This is a genomic window from Pseudomonas sp. (assembly GCF_002796985.1).
Taxonomy (GTDB): domain Bacteria; phylum Pseudomonadota; class Gammaproteobacteria; order Pseudomonadales; family Pseudomonadaceae; genus Pseudomonas.
On record NZ_PEKX01000007.1, the window covers coordinates 703,758 to 728,394 of the forward strand.

Annotated in this window: 20 protein-coding genes, 3 tRNA genes and 1 pseudogene; 9 read left to right on the top strand and 15 right to left on the bottom strand. The window is 65.4% G+C overall.

The window, feature by feature from the left end:
• Window positions 1-11 precede the first annotated feature (11 nt).
• The 3 genes from CTR55_RS08920 to CTR55_RS08930 all read left to right on the top strand — a co-directional run bounded on the left by CTR55_RS08920 (window position 12) and on the right by CTR55_RS08930 (window position 4,106).
• Window positions 12-1,028, top strand: coding sequence for a DUF2804 domain-containing protein (locus tag CTR55_RS08920; RefSeq protein WP_296285542.1), 1,017 nt, complete (start codon window positions 12-14; stop codon window positions 1,026-1,028).
• A gap of 106 nt (window positions 1,029-1,134) precedes the next feature.
• Window positions 1,135-1,569: a transcriptional regulator SlyA gene (gene slyA, locus CTR55_RS08925; protein ID WP_296285543.1), complete on the top strand. Its 435-nt coding sequence runs from the start codon at window positions 1,135-1,137 to the stop codon at window positions 1,567-1,569.
• A gap of 449 nt (window positions 1,570-2,018) precedes the next feature.
• Complete coding sequence (locus CTR55_RS08930) at window positions 2,019-4,106, top strand: FimV/HubP family polar landmark protein (RefSeq protein WP_296285544.1); 2,088 nt, start codon at window positions 2,019-2,021, stop codon at window positions 4,104-4,106.
• Between the two features lie 233 nt (window positions 4,107-4,339).
• Here CTR55_RS08930 and CTR55_RS08935 read toward each other — a convergent pair whose 3' ends face one another.
• A complete protein-coding gene (locus tag CTR55_RS08935) occupies window positions 4,340-6,544 on the bottom strand; it encodes a patatin-like phospholipase family protein (RefSeq protein ID WP_296285545.1) in 2,205 nt (734 codons plus the stop codon).
• A 70-nt stretch (window positions 6,545-6,614) separates the two neighbouring features.
• Here CTR55_RS08935 and CTR55_RS08940 point away from each other — a divergent pair, with 70 nt between their 5' ends.
• Window positions 6,615-6,899, top strand: coding sequence for a SelT/SelW/SelH family protein (locus CTR55_RS08940; RefSeq protein WP_296285546.1), 285 nt, complete (start codon window positions 6,615-6,617; stop codon window positions 6,897-6,899).
• Window positions 6,900-7,024: 125 nt separating this feature from the next.
• A complete protein-coding gene (gene rfaD / locus CTR55_RS08945) occupies window positions 7,025-8,017 on the top strand; it encodes an ADP-glyceromanno-heptose 6-epimerase (RefSeq protein WP_296285547.1) in 993 nt (330 codons plus the stop codon).
• A 315-nt stretch (window positions 8,018-8,332) separates the two neighbouring features.
• On the opposite strand, the gene CTR55_RS08950 is transcribed toward rfaD, so the two are convergent.
• From CTR55_RS08950 to CTR55_RS08960, 3 genes are all read right to left on the bottom strand, one after another.
• Entirely contained in the window at window positions 8,333-9,199 is an 867-nt protein-coding gene (locus CTR55_RS08950) for a DMT family transporter (protein WP_296285548.1), read from the bottom strand.
• 87 nt (window positions 9,200-9,286) lie between these two features.
• Window positions 9,287-9,628: a tRNA-binding protein gene (locus tag CTR55_RS08955; RefSeq protein WP_296285549.1), complete on the bottom strand. Its 342-nt coding sequence runs from the start codon at window positions 9,626-9,628 to the stop codon at window positions 9,287-9,289.
• 68 nt (window positions 9,629-9,696) lie between these two features.
• Window positions 9,697-10,461: an AraC family transcriptional regulator gene (locus CTR55_RS08960; protein ID WP_296285550.1), complete on the bottom strand. Its 765-nt coding sequence runs from the start codon at window positions 10,459-10,461 to the stop codon at window positions 9,697-9,699.
• A gap of 138 nt (window positions 10,462-10,599) precedes the next feature.
• On the opposite strand from CTR55_RS08960, the gene CTR55_RS08965 reads away from it, so the two are divergent.
• Window positions 10,600-11,409 carry a UDP-2,3-diacylglucosamine diphosphatase gene (locus CTR55_RS08965; protein ID WP_296285551.1) on the top strand — a complete coding sequence of 270 codons (810 nt, stop codon included), beginning with the start codon at window positions 10,600-10,602 and terminating at the stop codon, window positions 11,407-11,409.
• 59 nt (window positions 11,410-11,468) lie between these two features.
• A pseudogene (locus CTR55_RS08970) lies at window positions 11,469-11,612 on the top strand (glycosyltransferase family 1 protein); the annotation flags it as partial.
• Here the strand turns inward: CTR55_RS08970 and CTR55_RS08975 are convergent.
• A complete protein-coding gene (locus CTR55_RS08975; protein WP_296285553.1) occupies window positions 11,613-11,861 on the bottom strand; it encodes a hypothetical protein in 249 nt (82 codons plus the stop codon). It lies immediately after the preceding pseudogene.
• Window positions 11,862-12,075: 214 nt separating this feature from the next.
• Between CTR55_RS08975 and CTR55_RS08980 the strand changes: the two genes are divergently transcribed.
• Window positions 12,076-13,209 carry a GNAT family N-acetyltransferase gene (locus CTR55_RS08980; protein WP_296285554.1) on the top strand — a complete coding sequence of 378 codons (1,134 nt, stop codon included), beginning with the start codon at window positions 12,076-12,078 and terminating at the stop codon, window positions 13,207-13,209.
• Window positions 13,210-13,419: 210 nt separating this feature from the next.
• Here CTR55_RS08980 and CTR55_RS08985 read toward each other — a convergent pair whose 3' ends face one another.
• The 6 genes from CTR55_RS08985 to CTR55_RS09010 all read right to left on the bottom strand — a co-directional run bounded on the left by CTR55_RS08985 (window position 13,420) and on the right by CTR55_RS09010 (window position 18,660).
• Window positions 13,420-13,983: a cytochrome b gene (locus tag CTR55_RS08985; protein WP_296285555.1), complete on the bottom strand. Its 564-nt coding sequence runs from the start codon at window positions 13,981-13,983 to the stop codon at window positions 13,420-13,422.
• A 140-nt stretch (window positions 13,984-14,123) separates the two neighbouring features.
• On the bottom strand, window positions 14,124-15,398 hold the full coding sequence (locus tag CTR55_RS08990; RefSeq protein ID WP_296285556.1) for an AcvB/VirJ family lysyl-phosphatidylglycerol hydrolase: 1,275 nt from the start codon (window positions 15,396-15,398) through the stop codon (window positions 14,124-14,126).
• A gap of 1 nt (window position 15,399) precedes the next feature.
• On the bottom strand, window positions 15,400-18,033 hold the full coding sequence (mprF, locus tag CTR55_RS08995) for a bifunctional lysylphosphatidylglycerol flippase/synthetase MprF (protein WP_296285557.1): 2,634 nt from the start codon (window positions 18,031-18,033) through the stop codon (window positions 15,400-15,402).
• A gap of 163 nt (window positions 18,034-18,196) precedes the next feature.
• Window positions 18,197-18,273: transfer RNA gene (locus tag CTR55_RS09000), tRNA-Met, on the bottom strand.
• A gap of 117 nt (window positions 18,274-18,390) precedes the next feature.
• Window positions 18,391-18,467: transfer RNA gene (locus tag CTR55_RS09005), tRNA-Met, on the bottom strand.
• A 116-nt stretch (window positions 18,468-18,583) separates the two neighbouring features.
• A tRNA-Met gene (locus tag CTR55_RS09010) sits at window positions 18,584-18,660 on the bottom strand.
• 171 nt (window positions 18,661-18,831) lie between these two features.
• Between CTR55_RS09010 and dinB the strand changes: the two genes are divergently transcribed.
• Window positions 18,832-19,950 carry a DNA polymerase IV gene (dinB, locus tag CTR55_RS09015; RefSeq protein ID WP_296285558.1) on the top strand — a complete coding sequence of 373 codons (1,119 nt, stop codon included), beginning with the start codon at window positions 18,832-18,834 and terminating at the stop codon, window positions 19,948-19,950.
• A gap of 7 nt (window positions 19,951-19,957) precedes the next feature.
• Here dinB and CTR55_RS09020 read toward each other — a convergent pair whose 3' ends face one another.
• The 4 genes from CTR55_RS09020 to CTR55_RS09035 all read right to left on the bottom strand — a co-directional run bounded on the left by CTR55_RS09020 (window position 19,958) and on the right by CTR55_RS09035 (window position 24,634).
• A complete protein-coding gene (locus tag CTR55_RS09020) occupies window positions 19,958-20,356 on the bottom strand; it encodes an META domain-containing protein (protein WP_296285559.1) in 399 nt (132 codons plus the stop codon).
• Window positions 20,353-20,793 carry a hypothetical protein gene (locus CTR55_RS09025; protein ID WP_296285560.1) on the bottom strand — a complete coding sequence of 147 codons (441 nt, stop codon included), beginning with the start codon at window positions 20,791-20,793 and terminating at the stop codon, window positions 20,353-20,355. The genes CTR55_RS09020 and CTR55_RS09025 overlap by 4 nt, the downstream gene beginning before the upstream one ends.
• A 62-nt stretch (window positions 20,794-20,855) precedes the next feature.
• Window positions 20,856-21,845, bottom strand: a complete 990-nt coding sequence (locus CTR55_RS09030; RefSeq protein ID WP_296285561.1) for a 2-hydroxyacid dehydrogenase — start codon at window positions 21,843-21,845, stop codon at window positions 20,856-20,858.
• Window positions 21,846-21,862: 17 nt separating this feature from the next.
• Window positions 21,863-24,634, bottom strand: a complete 2,772-nt coding sequence (locus CTR55_RS09035; RefSeq protein ID WP_296285562.1) for an ATP-binding protein — start codon at window positions 24,632-24,634, stop codon at window positions 21,863-21,865.
• Window positions 24,635-24,637: the final 3 nt, after the last annotated feature.

Consider the following 24,637-nt stretch of genomic DNA (forward strand, 5'->3'; position numbering starts at 1 on the left):
AGCCCGCGCCCATGCAGCAGCTGATCCAGCCTAACGGCCAACCGCACTACGGCATCTTTCCCGGCACTCCGGCGACCATCAACCACCGCGACTTCGATTTCCGTTCGCCCATGGGCCGGCGCCTCGGCGCGCTGAGCAAGTGGCGCAGCTTCCACCAGTTCCAGTACTTCGGCCTGATCAGCCCGACACTGATCGGCGGCTGCGCGTTGGCGGACCTGAGTCTGTTGTCCATCGGCTTCGTCTACCTCTACCACCCTGAAAGCGGGCGGATGATCGAGCGCCAGTTCAAGTGCCCGTTGGGCCGCGGCTCGAGCTTCTCGCAGAGCCCCAACGACGGTGTCTGCGAACTGCGCCAGGGGCGCAACCTGCTGCGCCTGGAGAACGGCTCGTCTCCCCTGGAGAAGCGTCTGCTGGTCGAGCTGGACGACGGCACGCGCATCGACGCGCGCTTCAGCGAGGATCAGCCGGCCTTCGAGCCCATGAGTCTCTGCACCCCGACGGCGGTGAACGGCTGGGTCTATGCGCGCAAGGTCGCCGGCGTGCACTGCCACGGCGAGGTGCGCAGCGCGTTGGGCAACTACGATCTGCGCGAGCTGGATGCCTACGCACACCATGACTGGTCCGCCGGCTACATGCGCCGCGAGACCTTCTGGAACTGGGCGTGCCTGTCCGGCGAGGCGCAGGGGCGGCGAGTCGGCCTGAACCTGTCGTGCGGGGTCAACGAGACCAGCTTCACCGAGAACTGCTACTGGCTGGATGGCCGGTTGGTGAAAGTCGACAGCGTACGCTTCGAGTTCGACCGCGACCGGCCGCTCCAGCCCTGGACCATCCGCTCCTTCGACGGGCAGGTCGAGTTGCGCTTCGAGGCCCATGGCCTGCACCAGGAGCGCCTCAATCTCGGGGTGCTGGCGAGCAACTTCAAGCAGATCTTCGGGCGCTTCAGCGGTGTGCTGCGACCGGTGGGGCAGCAAGAGGTGCGCATTGACAATCTGTGGGGCTTTGTCGAGGACCAATATGCGAAGTGGTGAGGCCTTGCGTCACACCCTGCGACAATCTGTCATTGTACGGGCTTGATTAGCTGGCTAATAATTAGTCAAATCAACATACCGACTCATTCCCGAACGCTGCAAGACAATGTCAGACAACGATAAGCACTACTTCGGTACCCAACTGGCCCAGGCTTCGCGTGCATGGCGGGCTGAACTCGACCGCCGTCTCAGCCACCTCGGCCTGTCCCAGGCGCGCTGGCTGGTGCTGCTGCACCTGGCGCGTCACGCCGCCGCCCCCACCCAGCGCGAACTCGCGCAATCGGTTGGCGTCGAGGGCCCAACCCTGGCCCGTCTGCTCGACGGCCTGGAAGCCCAGGGGCTGGTCCGTCGCCAGGCCGTGGTTGAGGATCGCCGCGCCAAGCGCATCGCCCTGACCCCCAAGGCAGATGTCCTGATTTCCGATATCGAGAACATCGCTGCCGCCGTGCGTAACGAAGTGCTGGCGGGGATTTCCGAGGAAGAAATCGCGCTGTGCCAGAAAACGCTCAGTCGGATTCTCGGCAATCTCGAGCGGAACTGAGCAATCCGTCACGTTATTCGGGTAAAGTAGCCATTTTTCTGGCGGTCCTTTGCGGGGGCGCCGGCCATTCGCTATCCCTCCCTTAACCATTCGCCGGTTTTTCGACGATCTTTCTTGACCAAACCCAGCGCACCACCTAATCCGTGATATCAGACGGCCTGTACTCTGCAAGGTACAGAGGAGTAGTGCGTGACGGTCTGCAGTCCGGCATGGTTCCAGTGTGTGGACAGGTTCAGCCTGCCGCTTTCGAGTGGTCAGGGAATGGCGTGCAGACCCGGACATAAGGGGATGGGGTTATGGCTCGAATAAATAGAATTCCGCTGACGCTTGCCGCACTTTCGGTTTTTGTCTCTGCTCACGCGAATGCCCTCGGTCTTGGGGATATCACGCTGCATTCCGGGCTGAACCAGCCGCTGGATGCCGAGATTGCCCTGCTCGAAACCGGCGACATGACATCCGACGAACTGATCGCGAAACTCGCGAGTCCCGCCGATTACGAGAACGCCGGCGTCGACCGCTTCGTGTTCCTGCAGAGCTTGCGTTTCACTCCGGTGATCCGCAACGGGCGTGGCTACATCAAGGTGGTGTCCACGCAACCGGTCCACGAGCCTTACCTGAATTTCCTGATCGCCGTGGAGCGTCCCAATGGCCGCATTCTGCGCGAGTACACCCTGCTGATCGATCCGCCGGAGTACAACAGCGCCAATCGCAGCGTGGCCGCCAGCGTGGGGATGAACGGGGCGGCACTTGCGCAGTCTTCCGGTTACCGCCCGGATAGCTACCGCTCGGAGCCGGTGCGTCGCGCACCAACGCAGCCGCCGCTGCCGGCAGGTGACGGCCGCTATACCACGGTGCGCAATGACACCCTGTGGAAGATCACTTCGCACCTGGCCGGCAGCGGAGCCTCGCGCGCACAGTTGATGGACAGCATCGTCGCATTGAACCCGCAGGCCTTCGTCAATGGCGACCCGCATCGGCTGAAGGTCGGCCAGACGCTGGTTCTGCCGCAGGGCCAACAACTTACCGATTCCGCAAATGCCGCCGCCCTGGCGCAGCCAGCCACTGTGTCGCCGTCGGCTGCCGCACAGCCGGCCAGCGCGGCTCAGGCAGCGCAATCGACCGCGCCCAACGCTCAAGCTCAAGGCAATGCGGCACCGCCGGCCGGTGACGCCAATTTCGCCAAGGTCGAAGCTGACTTGCTCCTGGCCAACGCCCAGCGCGATCAGATGAACCAGCGCATGGACGATCTGCAGAAGCAGCTGGAAACCCTCCAGCAGGCGCTGCAGAGTCGCGACCAGCAGGTGCAGTCGTTACAGGCCGAGCTGGATCGCCGCCAGGGCGCGGATGCCGCCGGCGGCGCGCCGGCCGCTAATGCGCCGATGGCCAATGCTCCGAGCAATGCCGTACCCGCCGCCCCTGATGCGGTAGCACCGGCGTCGCAAGATGCTCCAGCCCCGAGCGTTGCCCAGCCGGCAACCCCCGCGCAGGACGCAGTGGGCTCCGGGTTCAACTATTGGCCCTGGCTGGGCGCAGGCGCCCTTGGCGCCTTGCTGGTCGGCCTGCTGTTCGCCCGCCGCCAGCGCGAAGAAAAGCCGGTGGAGATGCCGCCATTGCGTGCGACCGCCGCCGAACTGGTCAAGCCGCTTCCTCCGGCCAAACCGCTGACCGCTGCCGTGGTGGCGCCAGTGTCGACCCCGCATCCTGTGGTGGTCGCCACGCCGGAATCGGGCGTCGCCCGTCTGCCGGCCGCCAGCGCGGACAGCCTGGAAGGCGCGGATATCTACATTGCCTACGGCCGCTTCAATCAGGCTCGCGACATGCTGCGCAAGGCGGTCAATGCCGAGCCAGGCCGTCGTGAACTGCGCATGAAGTTGCTGCTGGTCCTGGCCGAACTGGGTGACATCAACGCTTTCCACGAGGAAGAGCGCAGCCTGGTGGCTATAGGGGGTGACCAGAAGCAGATCGACCAGCTCAAATCGCGCTACCCGGCGATGCTGGTCAGCATCGAAGACGCCCTTCAGCCGCCTACCGGTGAGACGCTCACCGACTGGGATGACCTGGAGCTGGGCGAGCCCGAAGACGTTATCACGGAGCCGGTCAAGGCCCCGCAGGAGCAGCCGGACTTCGCCATGAACCTCAGCGACCTGTCGCTGGACCTGGACTGGGACAAGCTCGACAACCCCTTCGACTCGCCCAAGCAGGGCAAGGCCGCGGCGAAGATCGTGCAGGAGGTCCCATCGGACTTCCGCAGCAACCTGCACGAGCTGCCGGAAATCACCGAGCTGGACCTGGGCGAGCATGGCGAGATGTTCGGCCATGGCAGCAAGACCCAGGGCGTGGAAGATGCACTGACCTTCGATCTGCCGGACGATATCGGCCACGAGCACGACGAGCTGCTGGCCAGCCTCGACCGCGCCCGTCGTTGTATCGACCAGGGCAACCTGGAAGAGGCCTACGGCATCCTCAAGCAGGTGATTGCCAGCGGCGACTCGAAGGCCAAGGCTGAAGCTCGCGAACTGTTGGCGCTGATTGCCTGATCCTCACCGCGTATGAAAAAGCCCGGCCGATGCCGGGCTTTTTCTTGGAGCAGGAAATTGCAGTGCGGGGCCTGCTTGTCTTTCGCGGACAAGATCCGCTGAGGGCAAGCTTGGCGGCCTCTCCCGGCTGTAGGATCGAGCTGGCTCGCGAGCCGCACACCTGGAAACCCGCCGGAACTCCGCTCGCAAGCAAGCGCGCTCCTACAGGTTGCCTGTTCCTTCTGCGCGAGACCTCAGAAGTTGCGGCCCAGGTTGATGTACACCGCGTGCTCGCTGGCATCGTTCAGGCCGTAGCTGAAGGTCAGCGGCCCCAGCGGTGTCTCGAAGCCCATGAGGAGGCTGCCGGCGTTGACGTAGCCGGTGTCGTAGCTGTTGTCGTTGTTCCACACCCGCCCACGCTCCAGGCTGCCGCCCAGGTAGAAGGGGAAGTCCAGCGGCAGGAAGGAGCGCTCGGTCATGCGCCGGTAGTAGATGACTCGCCCGAGGCTGTAGTTCTGCCCGGCCAGCGCGTCCTGGCGGTAGCCGGAGAGCTGCCGCGCGCCGCCGAGGAGGAAGCTCGAAACCACCACATCGGCGTCGTCGATGGTGCGCCCGTAGCCGCCGCCCAGCAGCCAGCTGTTCGGGCCGCTGCTCAGCGCCTTGTCCAGGCGGATGTCCCATTGCCGGTAGCGGTCGTCGTCGCCCAGCGACGGCGTGTGCTCGCGGAACGAGGTCTGGATGTTCTCGCCTTCATGGGGGAAGTCGACGTTGTCCATGGTGTCGAAGGAGTACTGCAGCTGGGCATAGCCTTCGTTGAAGTGGTAGTTGGGCAGGTCCTGTTCGCCCACCCGCACGTCGGCCTTGCCGAAGGCCTGGGCCACGCCGAGGCGGAACTCGCCATTGTTGGCGATCTGCCGCCCGAGGTTGAGGCCGTAGCCGTAGCGCTCCAGGCGGTACTCGGCGATGGGGTCGTCGTTGTCGGTGGCCTCGACGTTCTGCGCCTGGTTGAACAGGTAGGGCGCGACGAAGTAGCGCGAGCCCACGTCCAGCGGCTGGTAGAACTCGCTGTAGAGCTCCTGGCGGTCACCGATCTGCAGGCGCGTCAGCCATTCCGCGCCGAGACGGTTGATGCCGTTCATGCGGTAGCTGCCGCCGACGTTGAAGGTGCTGTCGCCGCGCAGGTCGTCGGAGAGGTTCAGGCCCAGGCGCAGGTAGTCGGTGCCGCTGCGCTTGCCGTAGGCGTGGATGACCAGCGCATTGCCCGCCTTGCCATCCTTGCCCGCCTTGTTGTGCACCACGCGGTACTGCACCTGGTCGAAGTAATCCAGGCCGTAGAGGGTGCTCATGTCGCGCTGCAGGCGCTCCAGGTCCAGCGGCTCGCCCAGCGGCTGGCGGATGTAGTGGAGGATGACGTCGTCGCTGACCTTGGAGTTGTTCTCCACCTCGATACGATCGATCACCGGCCGTCGCTCGCCCGGCGTGCGCGCCTCGTTCAGTGCCACCGCCTCGGCGTCGGCGGGCTTGCGCAGCATCGCCAGGCGCGGCGCGAGGATGCTGGTGGCGCGGTAGCCGGCGTCGATCAACTGCGGCACACGGCCGAAGTCGGTGGAGCTGTAGCCGCTCAGTGGCGGCTGCACGAGGATGTCGCTGGACGTCAGGGTCGCCAGCTGCGCCTCGGAGTTCTTGCGGGTCATCAGGGTGATGGACTGGTTGAGCATGTCCACTACCGTGGTCAGCTGCTTGCGGTCCAGCAGCGGGTTACCGATGTCGACCACGATGACGACGTCGACGCCCATCTGCCGAGCCACGTCCACCGGGATGTTGTCGACCATGCCGCCGTCCACCAGCAGCTTGCCGTTGACATCTACCGGGGCGAACACCGCCGGGATCGACATGCTGGCGCGGATCGCCTGGGGCAGGTGGCCCTTGCTGAACACCACCTTCTCGCCGGTGGAGATGTCGGTGGCGACGGCGCGAAAGGGGATCGCCAACTGGTCGAAGTTGCGGGTATCGCTGGTGTGCACCAGCAGGCTCTCCAGCAGCATCGACAGGTTCTGCCCCTGGATCGCCCCCAGCGGCAGGCCGAGAGTGCCGTCGTCGCGGAAGCTGAGCTTCTGCTTCACCAGGAAGTCGCGGTCGTCCTGCTTGCGGCGGAACGGCACGTCGACCCGTGGTGGCGAGTCGGACAGCGCCTCCTTCCAGTCCAGGCCCAGGGCCAGCTGCTCCAGCTCCCTGGGCGTGTAGCCTGCCGCGTACAGGCCGCCGATCACCGCGCCCATGCTGGTGCCGGCAATGGCGTCGACATGGATACCCTGTTCGTCCAGCGCCTTCAGCACGCCGATGTGCGCCAGGCCGCGCGCCGCGCCGCCGGAGAGAACCAGGCCGATCTTCGGCGGCGTGTTCGCCGCCAGGGCGCCGAGGGGAAGGAGCAGGAGGAGGGCGAACAGCAGTCGGCGCATGAAGAGAAGAGTCCGGTAGGGTGTTTCAGACCGGTATTATAGGATCGCGTCCTACAGCAGAGTCTGATTCATGTCCGAAGCCAAAGCCGAAATCGTCATCACCTATTGCACCCAGTGCCAGTGGCTGCTGCGCGCCGCCTGGCTGGCGCAGGAACTGTTGAGCACCTTTGGCGACGACCTGGGCAAGGTCAGCCTGGTGCCGGGCACGGGTGGGATCTTCCACATCAGCTGTGACGGCGAACAGATCTGGGAGCGCAAGGCCGACGGCGGTTTCCCCGAGGCCAAGGTGCTCAAGCAGCGGGTGCGCGATTGCATCGATCCGCAGCGCGACCTGGGGCACAACGACCGCTCCTGAGTCCGCCGCTACCGGTCGGCGGAATAATTCGATAGCTGGCTAACTTGTTTGCTTCATGTCAACGGCGTACGCGCGTCCCACTCTTAGTCTGATGGCATCCATTCTCCGCAGAGGATGCCCCCACCATGAGCATCATCATCACTGGCGCCGCCGGTTTCATCGGCAGCAATCTCGTCAAGGCGCTGAACCAGCGCGGCGAGACTGACATCATCGCGGTCGATGACCTGACCGAAGGCGACAAGTTCGCCAACCTCGCCGACTGTGACATCAGCGACTACCTCGACAAGCGCGACTTCATCGAGCGCTACGCCCGTGGCGACTTCGGCGTGGTGCGCGCGCTGCTGCATCAGGGCGCCTGCTCCAGCACCATGGAGCGCGACGGGCGCTACATGATGGACAACAACTACCGTTACAGCTGCGAGTTGCTGGACGCCAGCCTGTCGCTGGGCGTGCCGTTCCTCTATGCCTCGTCGGCGGCAGTCTATGGCGGCGGCCATGAGTTCCGTGAAACCCGCTCCTGCGAGCGGCCGCTGAACGTCTACGGCTACTCGAAATTCCTCTTCGACCAGCGCGTGCGCAAGGTGCTGCCCACCGCCCGCACCCAAGTTGCCGGCTTCCGTTACTTCAACGTCTACGGCCCGCGCGAGCAGCACAAGGGGCGCATGGCGTCAGTGGCCTTCCACTGCTTCAACCAGTTCCGCGAGACCGGCAAGGTGAAGCTGTTCGGCGAATACGGCGACTACCCGGCCGGTGGCCACCTGCGCGATTTCGTCTCGGTGGAAGACGTGGCGAAGGTCAACCTGTACTTCCTCGACAACCCCGAGCGCAGCGGTATCTTCAACCTCGGCAGCGGCCGTGCCCAGCCGTTCAACGACGTGGCGCTGGCGGTGATCAATACCCTGCGCGAACAGCAGGACCTGCAGCCGCTGACCCTGGACGCGGCAGTCCGTGCCGAGTTGTTGGAATACACCGAGTTCCCGGATGAGCTGCGAGGCAAGTACCAGTGCTACACCTGCGCCGACATCGCCTTTCTCCGCGAGGCGGGTTATCGCGCGCCGATGATGGGCGTGGAGGAGGGGGTACAGCGCTATTGCCGCTGGCTCCTGCAACAGGACTGATACCGCGTGTAACGGGCTTTACCCAGTCTTTACCCTCCGCTGACACTGCGCAGGGGGAACGCGCGAGACAATGTCCACAGGCACCCAACCGAACAGGCCGCCACGCAGGCTGTCGTGCGATGAATCCTTGGCATTCCCTCCCCGGGGCAAGGTTCGAGTTTCGCATGCTGCGGGGCGGCCTTCTTTTTTTGCCGCCCGCGCCGATTCAGCCCTTGTAGGAACGAGCTGGCTCGCGAACAGGTCCTGCTCCGGCGCCAAGCGGTTCGCGAGCAAGCTCGCTCCTACACTAGAGCTGGCATGACGATATACGCGGAGTCAGTGCGACCCGCGCGCACTGAGGAAGGTGGCGAAGATGATCAGCACGCCGCCCGCCAGCATCCGCAGGCTCGGCTCTTCGCCGAACAGCACGGCGGCGAAGGCGATGCCGTAGACCGGCTCCAGGGCGAAGATCACCGCTGCCGTGCGCGCCTTGATCAGTCGCAGGCTGGCAACGAACAGGCTGTGGGCGACACCGGTGCAGAGCACGCCCAGCGCCACCAGCCACAGCCAGTCCATGCCGCGTACCGAGGGCAGCTCGAACAGCACCAGCGGCAGCAGGCAGGCAATGATCGTCAGGTTCTGGCACAGCGCCGCCTGGATCGGGTCGATGCCGCGCACGCTCACCCGGTTGGCCAGCGACAGCAGAGCGAACAGCAGGCCGGAGAGGGTACCCCAGAGCAGGCCGAGGGTTGCGCCGTCGCTGAAATCCAGGCTCGGCGTGACCATCATCAAACCGATGCACACCAGTACCACCACCCCGTACTCGCCCTTGCGGATGCGCTCGCGGAACAGCAGGCCTTCCAGCAGTACGGTGAAGGCCGGGAAGCTGGCGAAGCCGAGGGTGGCGACGGCGACGTTGCCGACCTTCACCGCCATGAAGAAGGTCAGCCAGTGGGTGCACAGCAACACGCCGCCGCCCAGCAGCATGGCTGCCTGTTTCAGCGTGGGGCGCTTCTGTTGACGCAAATGCCCGGCGAATACCGCCGCCAACGACAGCGAGCCGAACAGCGCGCGACCGAAGACGATGATCAACGGGCCGGCAAGGATGAGTTTGCCGAAGATGCCGGACAACCCGAACATCAGGGCGCCGATGTGCAGGCCGATCAGGGCGCCGCGGGGAGTGAGTTGGGTAACCTGCTTCATGCCTGTGAACCCGCCGGCTGTGGTGACGGGCCTTGTTCGAGAGCTGAGATGGCGCACCGGGACCGCCGGCGCGGAGTGACGCGTCGATCAGGCCAGTCGTGAGCCATTGGGCAGCGGCTTGTCGAAACCGGCCAGCACCACTTTCTCGTCGCTGTCGTACGCACCGGTGACTAGCACTTCCGAGCGTACGCCGGCGATGGATTTTGGTGCGAAGTTGCACACGCACAGGACCTGGCGGCCGATCAGCTCATTGGCTTCATAGTGCGCGGTGACCTGCGCGCTGGAGGTCTTGATCCCCAGCGGGCCGAGGTCGACCTGGAGGATGTAGGCGGGCTTGCGCGCCTTCACGTTGGGTTCGGCCTGGACGATGGTGCCCACGCGCAGTTCCACGCGCTCGAAATCCTGCCACTCGATGGTGTCTGCCGACATCTCTGTTCTCTTGTTCAGTTCGATGGTCGGCAGTCTAGGCCCTGGGCACGAGGCTGTCTGTCGCGCGGCTAGCGAGGATTGTCGCGCGCCTCCCGGCGCAGTTGGCGCGCAGTGGTGCCGAACTGGCGCACCAGGGCGGCGGTGAAGGCGCTTTGCGAGGCGTAGCCGACTTGTGCGGCGATCTCACCCACCGACTGGTGCGAGCCGCGCAGCAGATCACGGCCCAGTTGCAGGCGGCGCTGGCGGACGTAATCCATCGGCGTCTGCCCGGTTTCGGCGAGGAAGCGGGCGTGGAAGCGTGCGGCGGAAAGCCCGGCGAGCCGCGCCAGGTCGGCGACCTGCAGCGGATGCGCGGCGTGGCGGTCGATGTAGCTGTCGAGACTGGCCAGCGGCAGTTGCGTCGGTTCCTCGATGCGCTGCTGGCCGGCGGCGAGGCTGGCGAGTAGCAGGATCGCGCCCTGGCGCGCCAGTACCGGGTCATGCAGCGAGCTGCCGGCGAGCCAGTGCACCAGCTGCGCCTGGTCATTGCTGAGCAGACGCTGCCCCGGGGTTTCCAGCAGGCGGCGGCCGGCATCGCTGTGCAGGCCGAGACCGCCGAGCAGGTCCTCCTCATCTTCCAGGTCCACCACCAGGCAGCGGCTGCCATCGGGGCTGGCGCAGGCGTGGTGCTCGTCACGCGGCACCACGGCGAAGGTCTGCCGGGTCACCAGGCTGCCGCGTCCACCCACTTCGAAATCCAGGCTGCCGGACAGCCCCAGCACCAGCTGCGCATGGCTGTGGCTGTGGGCGAGGTGGTCGTGGCTGTAATGGCGCAGGGAGAGAATCTGGTTCATGCGAAGCGGCTTTCTGGGCTGGCGGACAGGCTGACAGTCTAGCGTGCCGTGGGCTGTAACGGGACTGTCGCCAGTCGGTCACTTTCGTTTCACCGCGTGCGCTGACACTCGGAAAAACCCCTCTGGAGGTCGCCGACGATGAGCAGCGCGCAACGCATGACGCCGACGAAGAAACAACGGGTACGCACCCTGTGGATATCCGATGTCCACCTGGGCACCCGTGACTGCCAGGCCGAGCACCTGGCCGGCTTCCTCAAACGCTACCACGCCGACCGCATCTACCTGGTGGGCGACATCATCGATGGCTGGAGGCTGCGCGGTGGCATCTACTGGCCGCAAGCGCACACCAACGTGATTCGCCGCCTGCTGACCATGAGCAAGCGCGGCACCGAAGTGATCTACGTCACCGGCAACCACGACGAGTTCCTGCGCCGCTATTCCTCGCTGCTGCTGGGCAACATCCGTCTGGTCGACGAGATCGTCCACAGCACCGCCGACGGCCGCCAGCTGCTGGTGATCCACGGCGACCAGTTCGACGTGATCACCCGCTATCACAAGTGGTTGGCCTTCCTCGGCGACTCCGCCTACGAATTCACCCTGACCCTGAACCGCTGGCTCAACCACTGGCGCAGCCGGTATGGCTACGGCTACTGGTCGCTGTCGGCCTACCTCAAGCACAAGGTGAAGTCGGCGGTGAACTTCATCGGCGACTTCGAGGAAGCCATTGCCCATGAGGTCCAGAAGCGTGGTTTGAGCGGCGTGGTCTGCGGGCATATCCACCACGCGGAGATCCGCCAGATCGGCGAGGTGGAATACCTCAACTGCGGCGATTGGGTGGAGTCCTGCTCGGCGCTGATCGAGCACTGGGACGGTAGCATCCAGCTCTACCGTCTGGCCGACGAGCAGGCCCGCGTTGCCGAGCCAGCGGTGGTCGAGTCGGCAGCGTGAGGCTGCTGATCGTTACCGATGCCTGGCAGCCGCAGGTCAACGGCGTGGTCACCAGCCTGCGGGCACTGGAACGGGATCGCCGCGCCTGCGCGCAGTGGGCGCGCGAGCAGGCCTGGCGGGCATCGGCGCAGGAATTCCTGGCGCTTCAGGTTCGCCTGACGGATTTGCCGGTTAGTGAAGAGCCGGGCTACGGCAGCGGCTGATCAGAACAGCTGGCGATCGTGGTCCAGGCTCTGGTCCACCAGCCACTTACCGTGGGCGATGGAGGCGTGCTGGGCCTTCTCCAGGTCCGACATGAAGGCGAATTCCACCGGCAGCGTCTTGCGTTTGGTGGTATGCCCGTCCGGGCTGGTGATGTGGCAGCCGGCGGCCCAAGGGGTGGGCAGGCCGGGGTGTTCGACGACGTCGGCAGTGATGGTGTACTTGCGGTACTCGCATTGCATCAGGCTCATGGGGTGTCCTCCTGGCGGTTCGCCAAAGACCCCGAAGGGCGGGTGGCGGGCGGAACGATGCTGGCGCTGTGCGCCCGGCAAGCCTTGGTAACCCCCAACATAGACCAGCCGGCAGGGCTTTTTGCCGTATACCGACGAACGCGAATGTCTCCTTCACTGGAGATTTCCCGCTCGAACCTTCCCAAGGTCGGCCCGGAGCGCCAGACTGTCGGCCATGCCAATCCAGACCCTTTCCCGCCTCGCCGAAGTCGACGCCTGTCAGTGGGACGCCCTGTTGCCGGACGACCAGCCGTTCCTGCGCCACGCCTTTCTCTCAGCCCTGGAGGAAAGCGGCAGCGTCGGCGGTCGCACCGGCTGGGAGCCGGCCCATCGGGTGCTGCTGGGCGACGATGGCCGTCTGCTGGCCGCCGCGCCGGCCTATCTGAAGAGCCATTCCTACGGCGAGTACGTATTCGACTGGAGCTGGGCGGACGCCTGCCTGCGCGCCGGCATTCCCTACTACCCCAAGCTGCTGGTGGGCATTCCCTTTTCGCCAGTGGGTGGCGCTCGCCTGCTGGGCGCGCCGGAAGCGGCGTTGAGCCTGGTTGGTGCGCTGGCGGGTGAAGTGGACGAGGGGCGCTGCTCAGGCGTGCATGTGAACTTCACCGATCCTGCCGCCGATGCGCTGCTGCGCGATGCCGACGGCTGGCTGGAGCGCCTGGGCTGCCAGTACCACTGGAGCAATCGCGGCTACCGCGATTTCCAGGATTTCCTCGACGCGCTCAGTTCGCGCAAGCGCAAGCAACTGCGCAAGGAGCGCGAGCAGGTCGCCGGGCTCGGGCTGGACTTCGTCTGGATGCCAGGGTGTGAGCTTTCCGAGGCGCATTGGGACTTCGTCTACGCCTGCTACAGCAGCACCTACGAGGTGCGTGGGCAGGCGCCTTATCTGAGCCGGGCGTTCTTCAGCCTGATCGGCGAGCGCATGCCGGAGGCGATCCGCGTGGTGTTCGCCCATCAGAATGGCCGACCCGTCGCCATGGCCTTCAGTTTATTGAGCGGCGATACGTTGTACGGTCGCTACTGGGGCTGCCTGGCGGAGTTCGACCGCCTGCACTTCGAGACCTGTTTCTACCAGGGCCTGGATTACGCCATCGGCCATGGCCTGCAGCGCTTCGACGCCGGAGCGCAGGGCGAACATAAGCTGATCCGCGGCTTCGAGCCGGTGATCACGCGTTCCTGGCATCGCCTGGGGCATCCGGGGCTGCGCGATGCGGTGGAAGAGTTCCTGGTGGGCGAGCGGGCGGGCATCCTGGCCTACGCCGAAGAGGCCCGCGCGGCGCTGCCTTATCGGCAGGAGTGCGGCATTTAGCTGCAACGCTCATCCGGCTGTTGCGGGCATGGCCCGCTTGTAGCCTTTCCGTGAGGTCAATTTGTAGGATGGGTGGAGCTTGCGATACCCATCAGCCGGCTCCGTGATACAAACGATGGGTATCGCTTCGCTCCACACCATCCTACTGGTCGCCCAGGGGCGGGTGTCGGAGCAGGGTGTATCACTGCGCAATGCGCCCTGTGTGCAGAGTTACTCCGGCTTCGCCTCACCCTTGCCCGGCAGCATGCGCACCAGGGTGTTGTCGCGGCTGATGTAGTGGTGGAACAGTGCGGCCAGCGCGTGGAGGCCGATCAGCCAGTAGCCGAGTACCGCGATAGTTTCGTGCCAGTACTTCACCTGCTTGGCCAGGTCCGGGTTCTTGTCTACCAGGTGTGGCAGCTCCATGCCCCAGAACGGCACCGGCTTGTCGGCGGCGCTGAGGATGATCCAGCCGGCCAGCGGCAGGCCGATCATCAGGCCGTACAACGCCAGGTGCGCCAGCTTCGCCAGCGCCATCTGCCAGGCCGGTGGTGCCGGGACGATGGGCGGGGTGGGATAGATGAAGCGGCCGACGAGGCGCAACCAGACCAGCACGAAGACGCTCAGGCCGAGCATGAAATGCCATTGTTTGAACAGTTCGCGGGTTTCACTGCCCTTGGGGAAGTTGCCGCGCAGCTCGATGCAGGCGTACGTAGCGGCGATCAGCAAAAGCATGATCCAGTGCATGGCAATGGACAGCTTTCCGTAGCGTGATGGGGGCTTGGACAGGCTCATGACGGTTCCTTGTGTGGCTCGGTTTCGTACGCCGCGTTCTTACGACGGGGTTGCCAGTCTGAGCATAGAGCCTTAAACGTGTCTGAAAAACCGTTAAGCCAAAGTGAAAGGGCCGCAATGTGCGGCCCTTTTGATGTCGGTCAGCCTTCGTCGTCGGCTGACTGGCGGGAACGGATGGCGTTCACCAGTCGCTTGGCCAGGGCCGGGTAGTCTTCGTCGAAGTGGTGGCCACCGGGCAGTTGCAGGTTCTCGCCCACTGATTGCGGCTGGGTGCAGCCGCTCTCGTCCTTCTCTTCGATACCGTACACGCAGAGCACTTTCGGCCCTGGCAGACGGGCCATTTCCGGACCGGTGGCGGCTTCCTGGCCGGCCTTGCCGAGCCAGCCCTGTACCTCGATCTCGAAGCTGCCGCTGCGGGCGAAGGCCAGCAGGATCACTGCGCTGACGTCCTTCTTGGCGTCCGCTGGCAGGCGGTTGTAGATCGCCGGCAGCACGTCGGCACCAAAGGAGTAGCCGGCCAGCACGAAGTGCTTGGCACCCCATTTCTCGCGGTAGTGCTGCATCAGCAGGGCGAGGTCGGCGGCGCTCTGTTCCGGGGTCTTGTGCTCCCAGAAGTAGCGCAGCGCATCGACGCCCACCACCGGATAGCCCAGCTCGGCCATCTGCGCGGCAACGTCGCGGTCCAGGTCGCGCCAGCCGCCATCGCCGGAATAGAACAGGGTGACGGTGTCCGACGGCTTGGCGGCCGGGACTTCCACCACCGGCACATTGCCGCCACCGCCTTGCAGCAGTTGGTGCAACTGGTCGGCGAGCACCTTGGACAGCGGTGTGTCGTAGTCGCTGATCACCGTCTCGGCGTTCTGCAGGCCACGGGCGAAGCGCGCGCTGGCGTCGTCCGGGTTGTCGTTCCAGGCGGCCAGCCAGTGGCCATGGGCGGCGCTGGTCGGCAGTGGGGTGGCGGCGCAGTCGGGCTTTTCCAGGGAGAAGCCGACCGACAGGGCCTTGGCCTTGTCGTCGCTCTGCCCGGCGAGCCAGCGGAAGGCGTAGGCCCCGCCGGGGCCGATACCGGCGACCAGGGTCGGCTGGCCGTCGAGCAGTTCGCTGGCGGCCTTGATGCGGGCCTGCTGGGTGGCGCAGTCCTTGTCCGGGAAGACGAACTGCACCACACGGGCGCCACTGTCGTGGGCCAGGGCCAGGAGTTGGCCGTCGTCGAGTTTCTGGTCGGCCTGCACGGCCAGCAGTACCCGGGCGTTCGGTTGCTTGCTGGGAATGGCCAGGGCGACGGCGCTGCCGTCGGCGAGCTGGCGGTGTTCGAGGGAGGCCTGCGAGGCCGGGCGGCTCCACAGCAGCAGGCCGACGGCAATGATAATCAGCAGGAGGAGGGCGAGCAGGTGTCGCCAGCGACGTTTCAACATATCAGCGTTTTACCAATCCACTCAGGCCGCCTGCGATGAGGGCGGCCGTATCGGCCAGGGCCACCAGCGGATCCAGTCCGGCGGGCACGGCCAGGTAACGGGGTTCCCAGTCGGGCTGGAACTTGTCCTTGAAGCGCCGCAACCCCTGGAAATTGTAGAACTGCTCACCCCGGCGAAAAACCAGCGCGCCGAGACGTTGGGTCAGCGGGGCGCCACGGCGCGGCTGCAAGCCGGCCAGGGGCACCATGCCGAGGCTGAAGCGGGTGTGCCCGCTCTCCTTGTAATGCAGGATCAGGCCGAGCATGAGGAACTCCATGGTCAGCTTGGGTGCGTCGGGTGCCACGCGCATCAGGTCGATGCTCGCCAATTCCTTGCCGGAGGTTTCCAGCAGGTTGGCGAAGGCCACGGCGCGGCCCTGGAAGCGGACCACGACGACGCGGAAATAGTGCAGGTACTCGGGGGTGAAGCGGCCGAGGGAGAAACCTTTCTCGCGGACGTTCTTGCCGCCCAGCCAGGCATCGGAGATGGCGCGCAGCTCGTCCATCGGCGCTTGTCCGGCGTCATGGAACTCCAGGCTCAGGCCATCGCGCTGGCCGCGGTTCCAGGTGTAGCGCAGGTCTTTCATCTCCTTGCCCTTGCTCTCCAGGTCGAAGCGGCGCAGGTCGACCCGCGCCTCCTCGCCGAGCTTGAGCGCGGTCAGGCCGATGTCCATGTACAGCGGCAGGTTCTCCGCACGCACCTGGTAGAACACCGGGCGCGAGTGGTGCAGGTCGCAGAGGTCGCGGAACTGCCAGATCAGTTCGGCGCGGGCCTGGGCCGGGCCGATCGGGTCGAACAGTGCCACCAGGCTGCGGCCACGGCGGGCATACATGAGGAAGGCGTCGTTGCCTTCGTGGAACAGCAGTGCCTTGTCGCCCGACAGGGCCAGGCCGCCATCGGGCTGCGCGGAGTTGGCGAGGATGCCGGCGGCGGTATCCAGATCTTCGCGGGTAGGCTCGTGGATCGCCGGCGGCGCGGTACGCAGCAGCCAGTACAGCGCCAGGGCGGCCAGCAGCAGGCAACTGCCCAGGGCGGCGCGCAGGCCACGCGGGGCGTCGGCGTCGAGGGCGAACTGCCACCAGAGTTCGTGGCTGTAGGGTACGTCCTGGTAGGCGAACAGCAGCAGCCAGATCGACGCGGCGATCACGCAGGCGGCGGCACCCAGGTACAGCGGCGAGAAGGGCAGGTCCATCAGGCGGCTGCGGCGATAGAAGGCACTGCGGAAGATCACCAGCAGGGCGGCGGTGAAGCTGAGGATCAGCGCTTCTTCCCAGTCGAAGCCCTTGAGCAGCGAGAGCACCGCACCTGCGCTCAGCAGGCCGAGGGTCAGCGCCCAGGCGGCAGAGAGGCGGCGGCGCAGGCCGTAGGCGAGCAACAGGCAGAGAACGCCGATCAGGCTGGCGGCCAGGTGCGAGGCGTCGATCAGGCGGTGCGGGACGAGGAAGCCGATGTCGTCCAGGCGAGTGTCAATGGATGGCGTGGCGCCGGAGAACAGCAGCACGATGCCGGAGATGAACACCAGCAGCGAGAGGATCTGCGCGGCGAAGCCGGAGGCCACTCGCACGGCCTGCTTGGCCACCAGCACGCGGCGTGCTTCGAGGAACAGCAGCAGCAGGCAGGCGGCGATCAGCGGCAGCACTACGTAGATCAGGCGATACAGCAGCAACGCGGCGGCCAGTGGCGCAGCGCCCAACTGGCCGGCGAAGGCCGCCAGCAGCACGGCTTCGAACACGCCGACGCCGCCCGGCACATGGCTGAGCACGCCGGCGGCCAGGGCAATCAGGTAGACCAGCAGGAAGGCGCCAAAGGGCGGGGCTTCCGGCAGCAGCAGGTAAAGCACGGTGGCGGCGGCGGCCACATCGAGCGCGGTGATCAGCAGTTGCAGCAGTGACAGGCGCAGAGCTGGCAGGCGCAGGGTGCGACGGCCGAAGCGGACCAGATGGCTGTCGGGTGAGGGCTGTTCCGGCAGGCGGCGGCGTTCGACGGCCACCACCAACCATAGACAGAGGGCGATGATGGCCAGCGCCAGCACGGCCACCAGCCACTCCGGCAGGTGCAGGGCGAGGGAGGCGTCGGAAAGATCGCTCAGTGCCGCGAGCGCCGCCAGTATCGGCAGAGCGCAGCCCAGCGACAGACTGGCGAACAGGGTCATCAACGCAACGTCACCGGCCCCCAGCCCCTGGCGGGCATACAGGCGATAGCGTACCGAGCCGCCGGAGAGCATCGACAGGCCCACGGCGTTGCCGATGGCGAAGGCGGAGAAGCCGCCGGTCAGTAGTGCCGGGGTGGGCAGCTTCACGCCGGCGAAGCGGCTGGCGGACCATTCATAGCCGAGCAGGAAGATGAAACCCACCACGGTGGCGGCGAAGGCACCAAGCAGCGAGGTGGTGGGCACATCCAGCAGGGCGTCGTGCAGGGAGTAGGCGTCGATGTCGCGCAGCAGGTGATAGCAGGCGATCAGCGCCAGGCTGAACAGCACCAGGGTCACGCCCAGGCCGAGTGCCTGACGATTGGCATTGACCCAGTTGAGCCAGGTCGCTCGGGTAGGAGCGTCTTCGCTGGCAGGGGTATCGGGAGTGGCAGGGTTGGCGCTCATCGGGCACCTCAATCGATTTAGCGCGACAGAGTAGGGGCACTGACGCGAATTCCCAAGTCTCCGGAAGAGTATTTTCCTGATCCGTGAGACGCCACCCGTGGGCGATCAATTTTCCGGCACAACGAAAAAAGCCACTCCTAAGAGTGGCTTTCTTCTTGATGTCTGGTTGCGGGAGCAGGATTTGAACCTACGACCTTCGGGTTATGAGCCCGACGAGCTACCAGACTGCTCCATCCCGCGCCGGCCATTCTATAGAGATGAAGACTCGTGTCAAACGATATTTTCGTTTTTGATCAACAACTTAAATCGCGCGCAAACGAAAAAGGCCACTCCGAAGAGTGGCCTTTTCCTTGTGTCTGGTTGCGGGAGCAGGATTTGAACCTACGACCTTCGGGTTATGAGCCCGACGAGCTACCAGACTGCTCCATCCCGCGCCGGCCATTCTACGGATGTGAAAGGTCTTGTCAATCGATATTTAGCTTTCGATCAATTATTTAAATCGCGCGCAAACGAAAAAGGCCACTCCGAAGAGTGGCCTTTTTCTTGTATCTGGTTGCGGGAGCAGGATTTGAACCTACGACCTTCGGGTTATGAGCCCGACGAGCTACCAGACTGCTCCATCCCGCGCCGGCCATTCTACGCCAGTGCGCCTTCGTGTCAACCGATAAATTGGGAAAAGTGATTTTTTATCAATTATTTAGCGACGGCGTATAGCAACGTGAGGGCTTGCACCGGCGTCTCGCTGGGTTGGGTTTTTCGCGGCTGTGGATAACCGAGGTGGCGGATTTTTGCATTACCATGGATGGGTTTCTGCTGCCTTTCCAGGCGGCTTCCGACGGTGATGCAGGCGCCTTCTTCGTGACACGGCAGAGAAAGATCATCCACATCGATTGCGATTGCTTCTATGCCGCCATCGAGATGCGCGACGACCCGACCCTCGCGGGCAAGCCGCTGGCCGTGGGCGGTTCGCCGGACAAGCGTGGCGTGGTCGCGACCTGCAACTACGAGGCGCGCGCCTATGGGCTGCATTCGGCGATGGCCATGCGCACCGCCGTGAAACTGTGCCCGGACCTGACCATCGTGCGCCCGCGCATGGATGTCTACCGCGAGGCCTCGCGGGACATCCATGCGATCTTCCGCGACTACACCGAGCAAATCGAGCCACTGTCCCTGGATGAAGCCTATCTCGACGTCAGCGACAGCGAGCGCTGTGGCGGCAGTGCCACGCGCATCGCTCGGGAGATTCGCCAGCGCGTTTGGGAAACGTTGCATATCACGGTGTCGGCCGGGGTAGCGCCGAACAAGTTCATCGCCAAGATCGCCAGCGACTGGCGCAAGCCGAATGGATTGTTCGTGGTGACACCGGATGAGGTGGACGGCTTCGTCGCCGAGTTGCCGGTCAAGAAGCTGCACGGCGTGGGCAAGGTCACCGCGGAGAAGCTGGCGCGCCTGGGGATTCGCACCTGCGCGGACCTGCGCGACTGGTCGCGGATCCGCTTGGCCAAGGAGTTCGGCAGCTTCGGCGAGCGGCTCTGGGGCTTGTCGCGCGGCATCGATGAGCGCCCGGTGCAGGTGGACAGCCGGCGCCAGTCGATCAGTGTGGAAAACACCTTCGATCAGGACCTGCCGGATCTCGCCGCCTGCCAGGAGGAGTTGCCGTCACTGCTGGGCGAGCTGGAGCGACGCATGACGCGCCTGGACACCAGTTACCGGCCGGGCAAGCCGTTCATCAAGCTGAAGTTCCACGACTTCACCCAGACCACCCTGGAACAGGCCGGTGCCGCGCGGGACCTGGAAAGCTACCGGCTGCTGCTGGGGCAGGCCTTCCAGCGCGGTAACAAGGCCGTGCGGCTGATTGGCGTGGGCGTGCGCCTGGTGGACCTGCGCGGCGCCCATGAGCAGCTCAGTCTGTTCTAGCTGAGGCTCAGCCTTCCGGCCATAGACGCATGGCGCGGCCGCTGGCCGGCCACAGGCGCAGTTCACCTTCGTCGGTGATATCCCAGCGCTGCACGGTGCCGAGCATCTTGAGGAACTGCTGTTCCTGCTCCATCACCAGATCGGCGCAGAGTTTGCGGGTGGCGCCCGGCTGGCCGAAGGTCAACTGGTCGCCTTCGAGCTTGTAGCTGGCGAACCAGTGGTTGCAGCCGGCGCTGCCGTAGGCGCGGCCGCTGCCATCCAGGGTCAGGCTGATGTGGGTGTAGTCGATCAGCGGGCGCTCGCCGACCCATTCCACGCGGTAGGTCTGCTCGGCTTCAGGTGCCGGCTTGCTGGCGCAGCCGGCCAGGGCCAGCGCGGTACAGGCGCTGGCGATCAGGGCTTTCATGCGGTCTCCTTGCTCTGGCAGTCCGGGCACAGGTGGCGATTACCGGCCTTGGCCCATCCGAGTTCGGCGATGCGCAGTTCGGCGGCTGGCTGCTGGGCAGCCTTGCCGAGGGTGGCATCGACGGCGAATTCGAAGTCCAGTGTAGCCCCGCAACCGTCGCAATTGACCTTCCACTTATGGATACCCAGTTCACGGAACACCGGTCCCTTGGCCACGGCCATCCACTGCCCCGGCGGGTTGATCAGGTGGCGGACCTTTTCCACTGCCAGGGTCATGCTCAGGCTCTTGCTGCCCTTGAGGCTGACCAGCAGGGTGTCGCCGACCTTGATCGAGCCACCGATGCCGGTGACCTGATAGCGGCCCGGAGTCAGCGCGCGGCACTCGTTGAGGGTGAATTGCGGGTTGAGCAGGGTGTAGCGAAAGTCGTGCTGGGCCATGGGTCCTCCGGGAAAGCGCGGCATTCTAGGGGGCGAGGCGTGCGGATGCGAGCACCATCCGATCAACCCTCGACGAGGTTGGCCGGGTTGCCGGCCTGCCAGGCCGCGATGTTGGCCAGGGTGGTCTGGGCAATTCCGGCGAGTGCTTCGCGGGTGAGGAAGGCCTGGTGCGCGGTGATGATCACGTTGGGGAAGGTCAGCAGGCGCGCCAGTACGTCGTCCTGCAGCGGCTGGTCGGAGCGGTCGGCGAAGAAGATTTCGGCTTCCTCTTCATAGACGTCCAGGCCGAGGTAGCCGAGTTGGCCGCTTTTCAGCGCCTCGATCAGTGCCGGGGTGTCGACCAGCGCGCCACGGCCGGTATTGATCAGCATGGCGCCACGCTTCATGCGCGTAAGGCTCTGGGCGTTGATCAGGTGCTTGGTGGCCGCGTTGAGCGGGCAGTGCAGGCTGATGATGTCGGACTGCGCGAGCAACTCGTCCAGTTCGACGAAACGCCCGCCGAGGCCTTCGATGGCGCGGTTGGGGTAGGGATCGTAGGCCAGGATGTTGCAGCCGAAGCCGCTCATGATGCGGGCGAAGACTTCGCCGATCTGCCCGCTGCCGATCACCCCGACGGTGCGCCCGTGCAGGTCGAAACCGGTCAGGCCGTGCAGGGAGAAGTCGCCTTCGCGGGTGCGGTTGTAGGCGCGGTGCAGGTGCCGACACAACGCCAGGACCAGCCCCACTCCGTGCTCGGCCACGGCGTGGGGTGAATAGGCTGGTACGCGCACCACCGCCAGTCCCAAAGCGTGGGCGGCGGCCAGGTCAACGTGGTTGTAGCCGGCCGAGCGCAAGGCGATCAGTTTCGTGCCGCCGGCAGCCAGGTGCTCCAGCACCGGGCGCGACAGACTGTCGTTGACGAAGGGGCAGACCACCTCGAAACCCATGGCCAGGGCGACGGTGTCTTCGCGTAGCTGGGCCTGCTGGAAATGCAGCTCGAAGCCGTGGCTGTGATTGGCGGCGAGGAAGCTGTCGCGGTCGTAGGTCTGGTTGCTGAACAGGATGATGCGCATCGCTTGGGTTTCCGTCTTCAGTGCGGCTGGCCGGCTTCGGCTTCTACGCGGGCCTCGGTCGCCTGTGCCAGTTCGGCCATGGCCTGGTCCAGTTCGTCCAGCGCGACAGGGGCGTCCGGATCTCCTTGCTTGAGCAGCGTCTCGGCGCGCTGGCAGGCAGCGCGCAGCATCGGTACGCCGCAGTAGCGGGTGGCACCGTGCAGGCGGTGGATGCGCTCGAGCATCGTGCTGCGGTCGTTGCGCTCGCGGGCCTGGCGAATCACCTGGCGGTCGGCTGACAGCGAGGCGAGCAGCATGCCGAGCATGTCGGCAGCCAGCTCCGCTTTGCCGGCGGCCAGGCGCAGGCCTTCCTCTGCGTCGAGGACCGCGAGGCTGCCCAGGGCCGATTCGGTGTGGCGCGGGCGTTCGTCGCGCGGCTCGCCCAAGGCCAGGCCGGTCCACTTGAGGATCACCTGGACCAGTTGGCGCTCGTCGATCGGCTTGGTTAGGTAGTCGTCCATGCCACCTTGCAGCAGCGCACGTTTCTCGTTGGCCAAGGCGTGTGCAGTGAGGGCGATGATCGGCACCGGGCTGACCTCGCGCTCGCTTTCCCAGTGGCGAATTGCCTCGGTGGCCTGACGGCCGTCCATGATCGGCATCTGCACGTCCATGAACACCAGGTCGAAGCGTTCGCGCTGCACCGCCTCGACAGCCGCCAGGCCGCTGTCCACGGCTATCACGTCCGCCCCCATGTCGCTCAGCAGGGTCTTCACCAGCAGCAGGTTGGCCGGGTTGTCGTCGACGCAGAGCAGGCGCGGCGTGCGCTCGAGCCGGCCGTTGACGGATTTGTCCTTGCGCAAGGGGCGCAGGTGCAGCAGTTCATTCATCGCCTGTTGCAGCTTGCGTGTGCAGGCGGGTTTGCTCTGCACCTGGGCGTCGGGCAGCACGTCGTTGTAGTGCGCCTGTTCGATGGTCGGGCAGAGCACCAGGCTCTTGCAGCCGTGCTGTTCGAGTTCGCGGATGGACTGCCGCAGCGCCTCGGGCGGGTGTTCGGCGGCGGTCACGCCGAGCAGCGCCAGAGTGATCGGCGCCTGGTCCGCCGGCCCGGCCAGCAGGGCCTTTTCCAGCGCGGCGAGGTCGGGAAACTCGGTGACTTCCAGGCCGCAGTCTTCCAATTGGTGGTGCAGGGCGGTACGGGTCAGTTCATGGGGTTCGTAAAGCGCCACGCGCAGGCCGCCGGCCAGGGTGGGCGGCAGGTCGTCGCCGTCGTCGCGGGCCTTGGGCAGGTTGAGGCTGATCCAGAATTCGGAGCCGTCGCCGGCGCTGCTTTCGACGCCGATCTCGCCGCCCATCTGCTCGATCAGGCGCTTGGAAATCACCAGCCCCAGGCCGGTGCCGCCGGCCTGCCGGGACAGCGAGTTGTCGGCCTGGCTGAAGGCCTGGAACAACGCACGCAGGTCGGCATCGCTGAGGCCGACGCCGGTGTCCTGCACGCTGATGCGCAATTGTGCGCGGTCGTCGCTCTCGTCTTCGAGCATGGCACGCACGGCGATGCTGCCGTCGTGGGTGAACTTGATGGCGTTGCTCACCAGGTTGGTCAGCACCTGCTTCAGGCGCTGCGGGTCGCCCACCAGCTGCAGCGGGGTGTCGCGGTAGATCAGGCTGACCAGCTCCAGGTGTTTCTCGTGGGCGGCGGGGGCGAGGATGGTCAGGGTGTCCTGGATCAGTTCGCGCAGGTTGAACGGGATGTTTTCCAGCACCAGCTTGCCGGCCTCGATCTTCGAGAAGTCGAGGATCTCGTTGATGATCCCCAACAGGCTCTCGGCGGACTTGTGGATGGTGCCCAGGTAGTCCTGCTGGCGGGTGGTCATCTCGCTCTTCTGCAGCAGGTTGGTGAAGCCGAGGATGCCGTTGAGCGGGGTGCGGATCTCGTGGCTCATGTTGGCGAGGAATTCGGATTTGATCCGGCTCGCTTCGAGGGCTTCCTTGCGTGCCAGGTCCAGCTCGATGTTCTGGATCTCGATGGTTTCCAAGTTCTGCCGCACGTCCTCGGTGGCCTGGTCGATGTTGTGCTGCATCTCTTCCTGGGCGCTCTGCAGCGCCTCGGCCATGCGGTTGATGCCGCCGGCCAGCTCGTCCAGTTCATGGCTGCCCAGCGCCGGCAGGCGAGTTTCCAGCCGGCCTTCCTTGAGCTGGGCCACGCCCTGGGCGATTTGCCCCAGCGGCGCGTTGATCGCTCTGCTCATGCGCAGGGCGAGGAGGGCGGTGACGGCCAGGCCTGCGCCGATCAGCAGCAGGCTGGTGAACAGGCTGCGGTAGCCACGCAGCAGGGTGCCGTGGTGCGACAGCTCCAGCTCCACCCAGCCCAGCAGCTTCTCGGCGTCCTGGTCCGGGTCGCCGGACAGGCTGCGGTGCTTGCCCAGCACCGGCAGGAGGAAGTGGGTGGTGTCCAGGTTGCTCGCCATGCTCAGGTGCGAGCCGTCTCCACTGGGCATTGGCGTCAGGATGCTGGGGCCGGCGTGGACCAGCTTTTCCCGGTCCGGATCGAGGAAGGTCACGGCGCGCACGTCGGGCTGGTCCAGCGCCTCGTTGGCGATGCGCTCCAGTAGCTCGTTGTTGTGGCTGGCCATGGCCGGGGCGGACAGCGGCGCCAGTTGTTCGGCGATCAGTTGTCCGCGCTCGATCAACTGGGCGTGCATGTCCGCCAGCTGCACCCAGGTGAAGTAGCCGCCCAGTACCAGCGCCAGCAGGCTGGTGGGCAGCAGGGTGAGCAGCAGTACCCGTCCCTTGATGCCGAGATCCTTGAACACGCG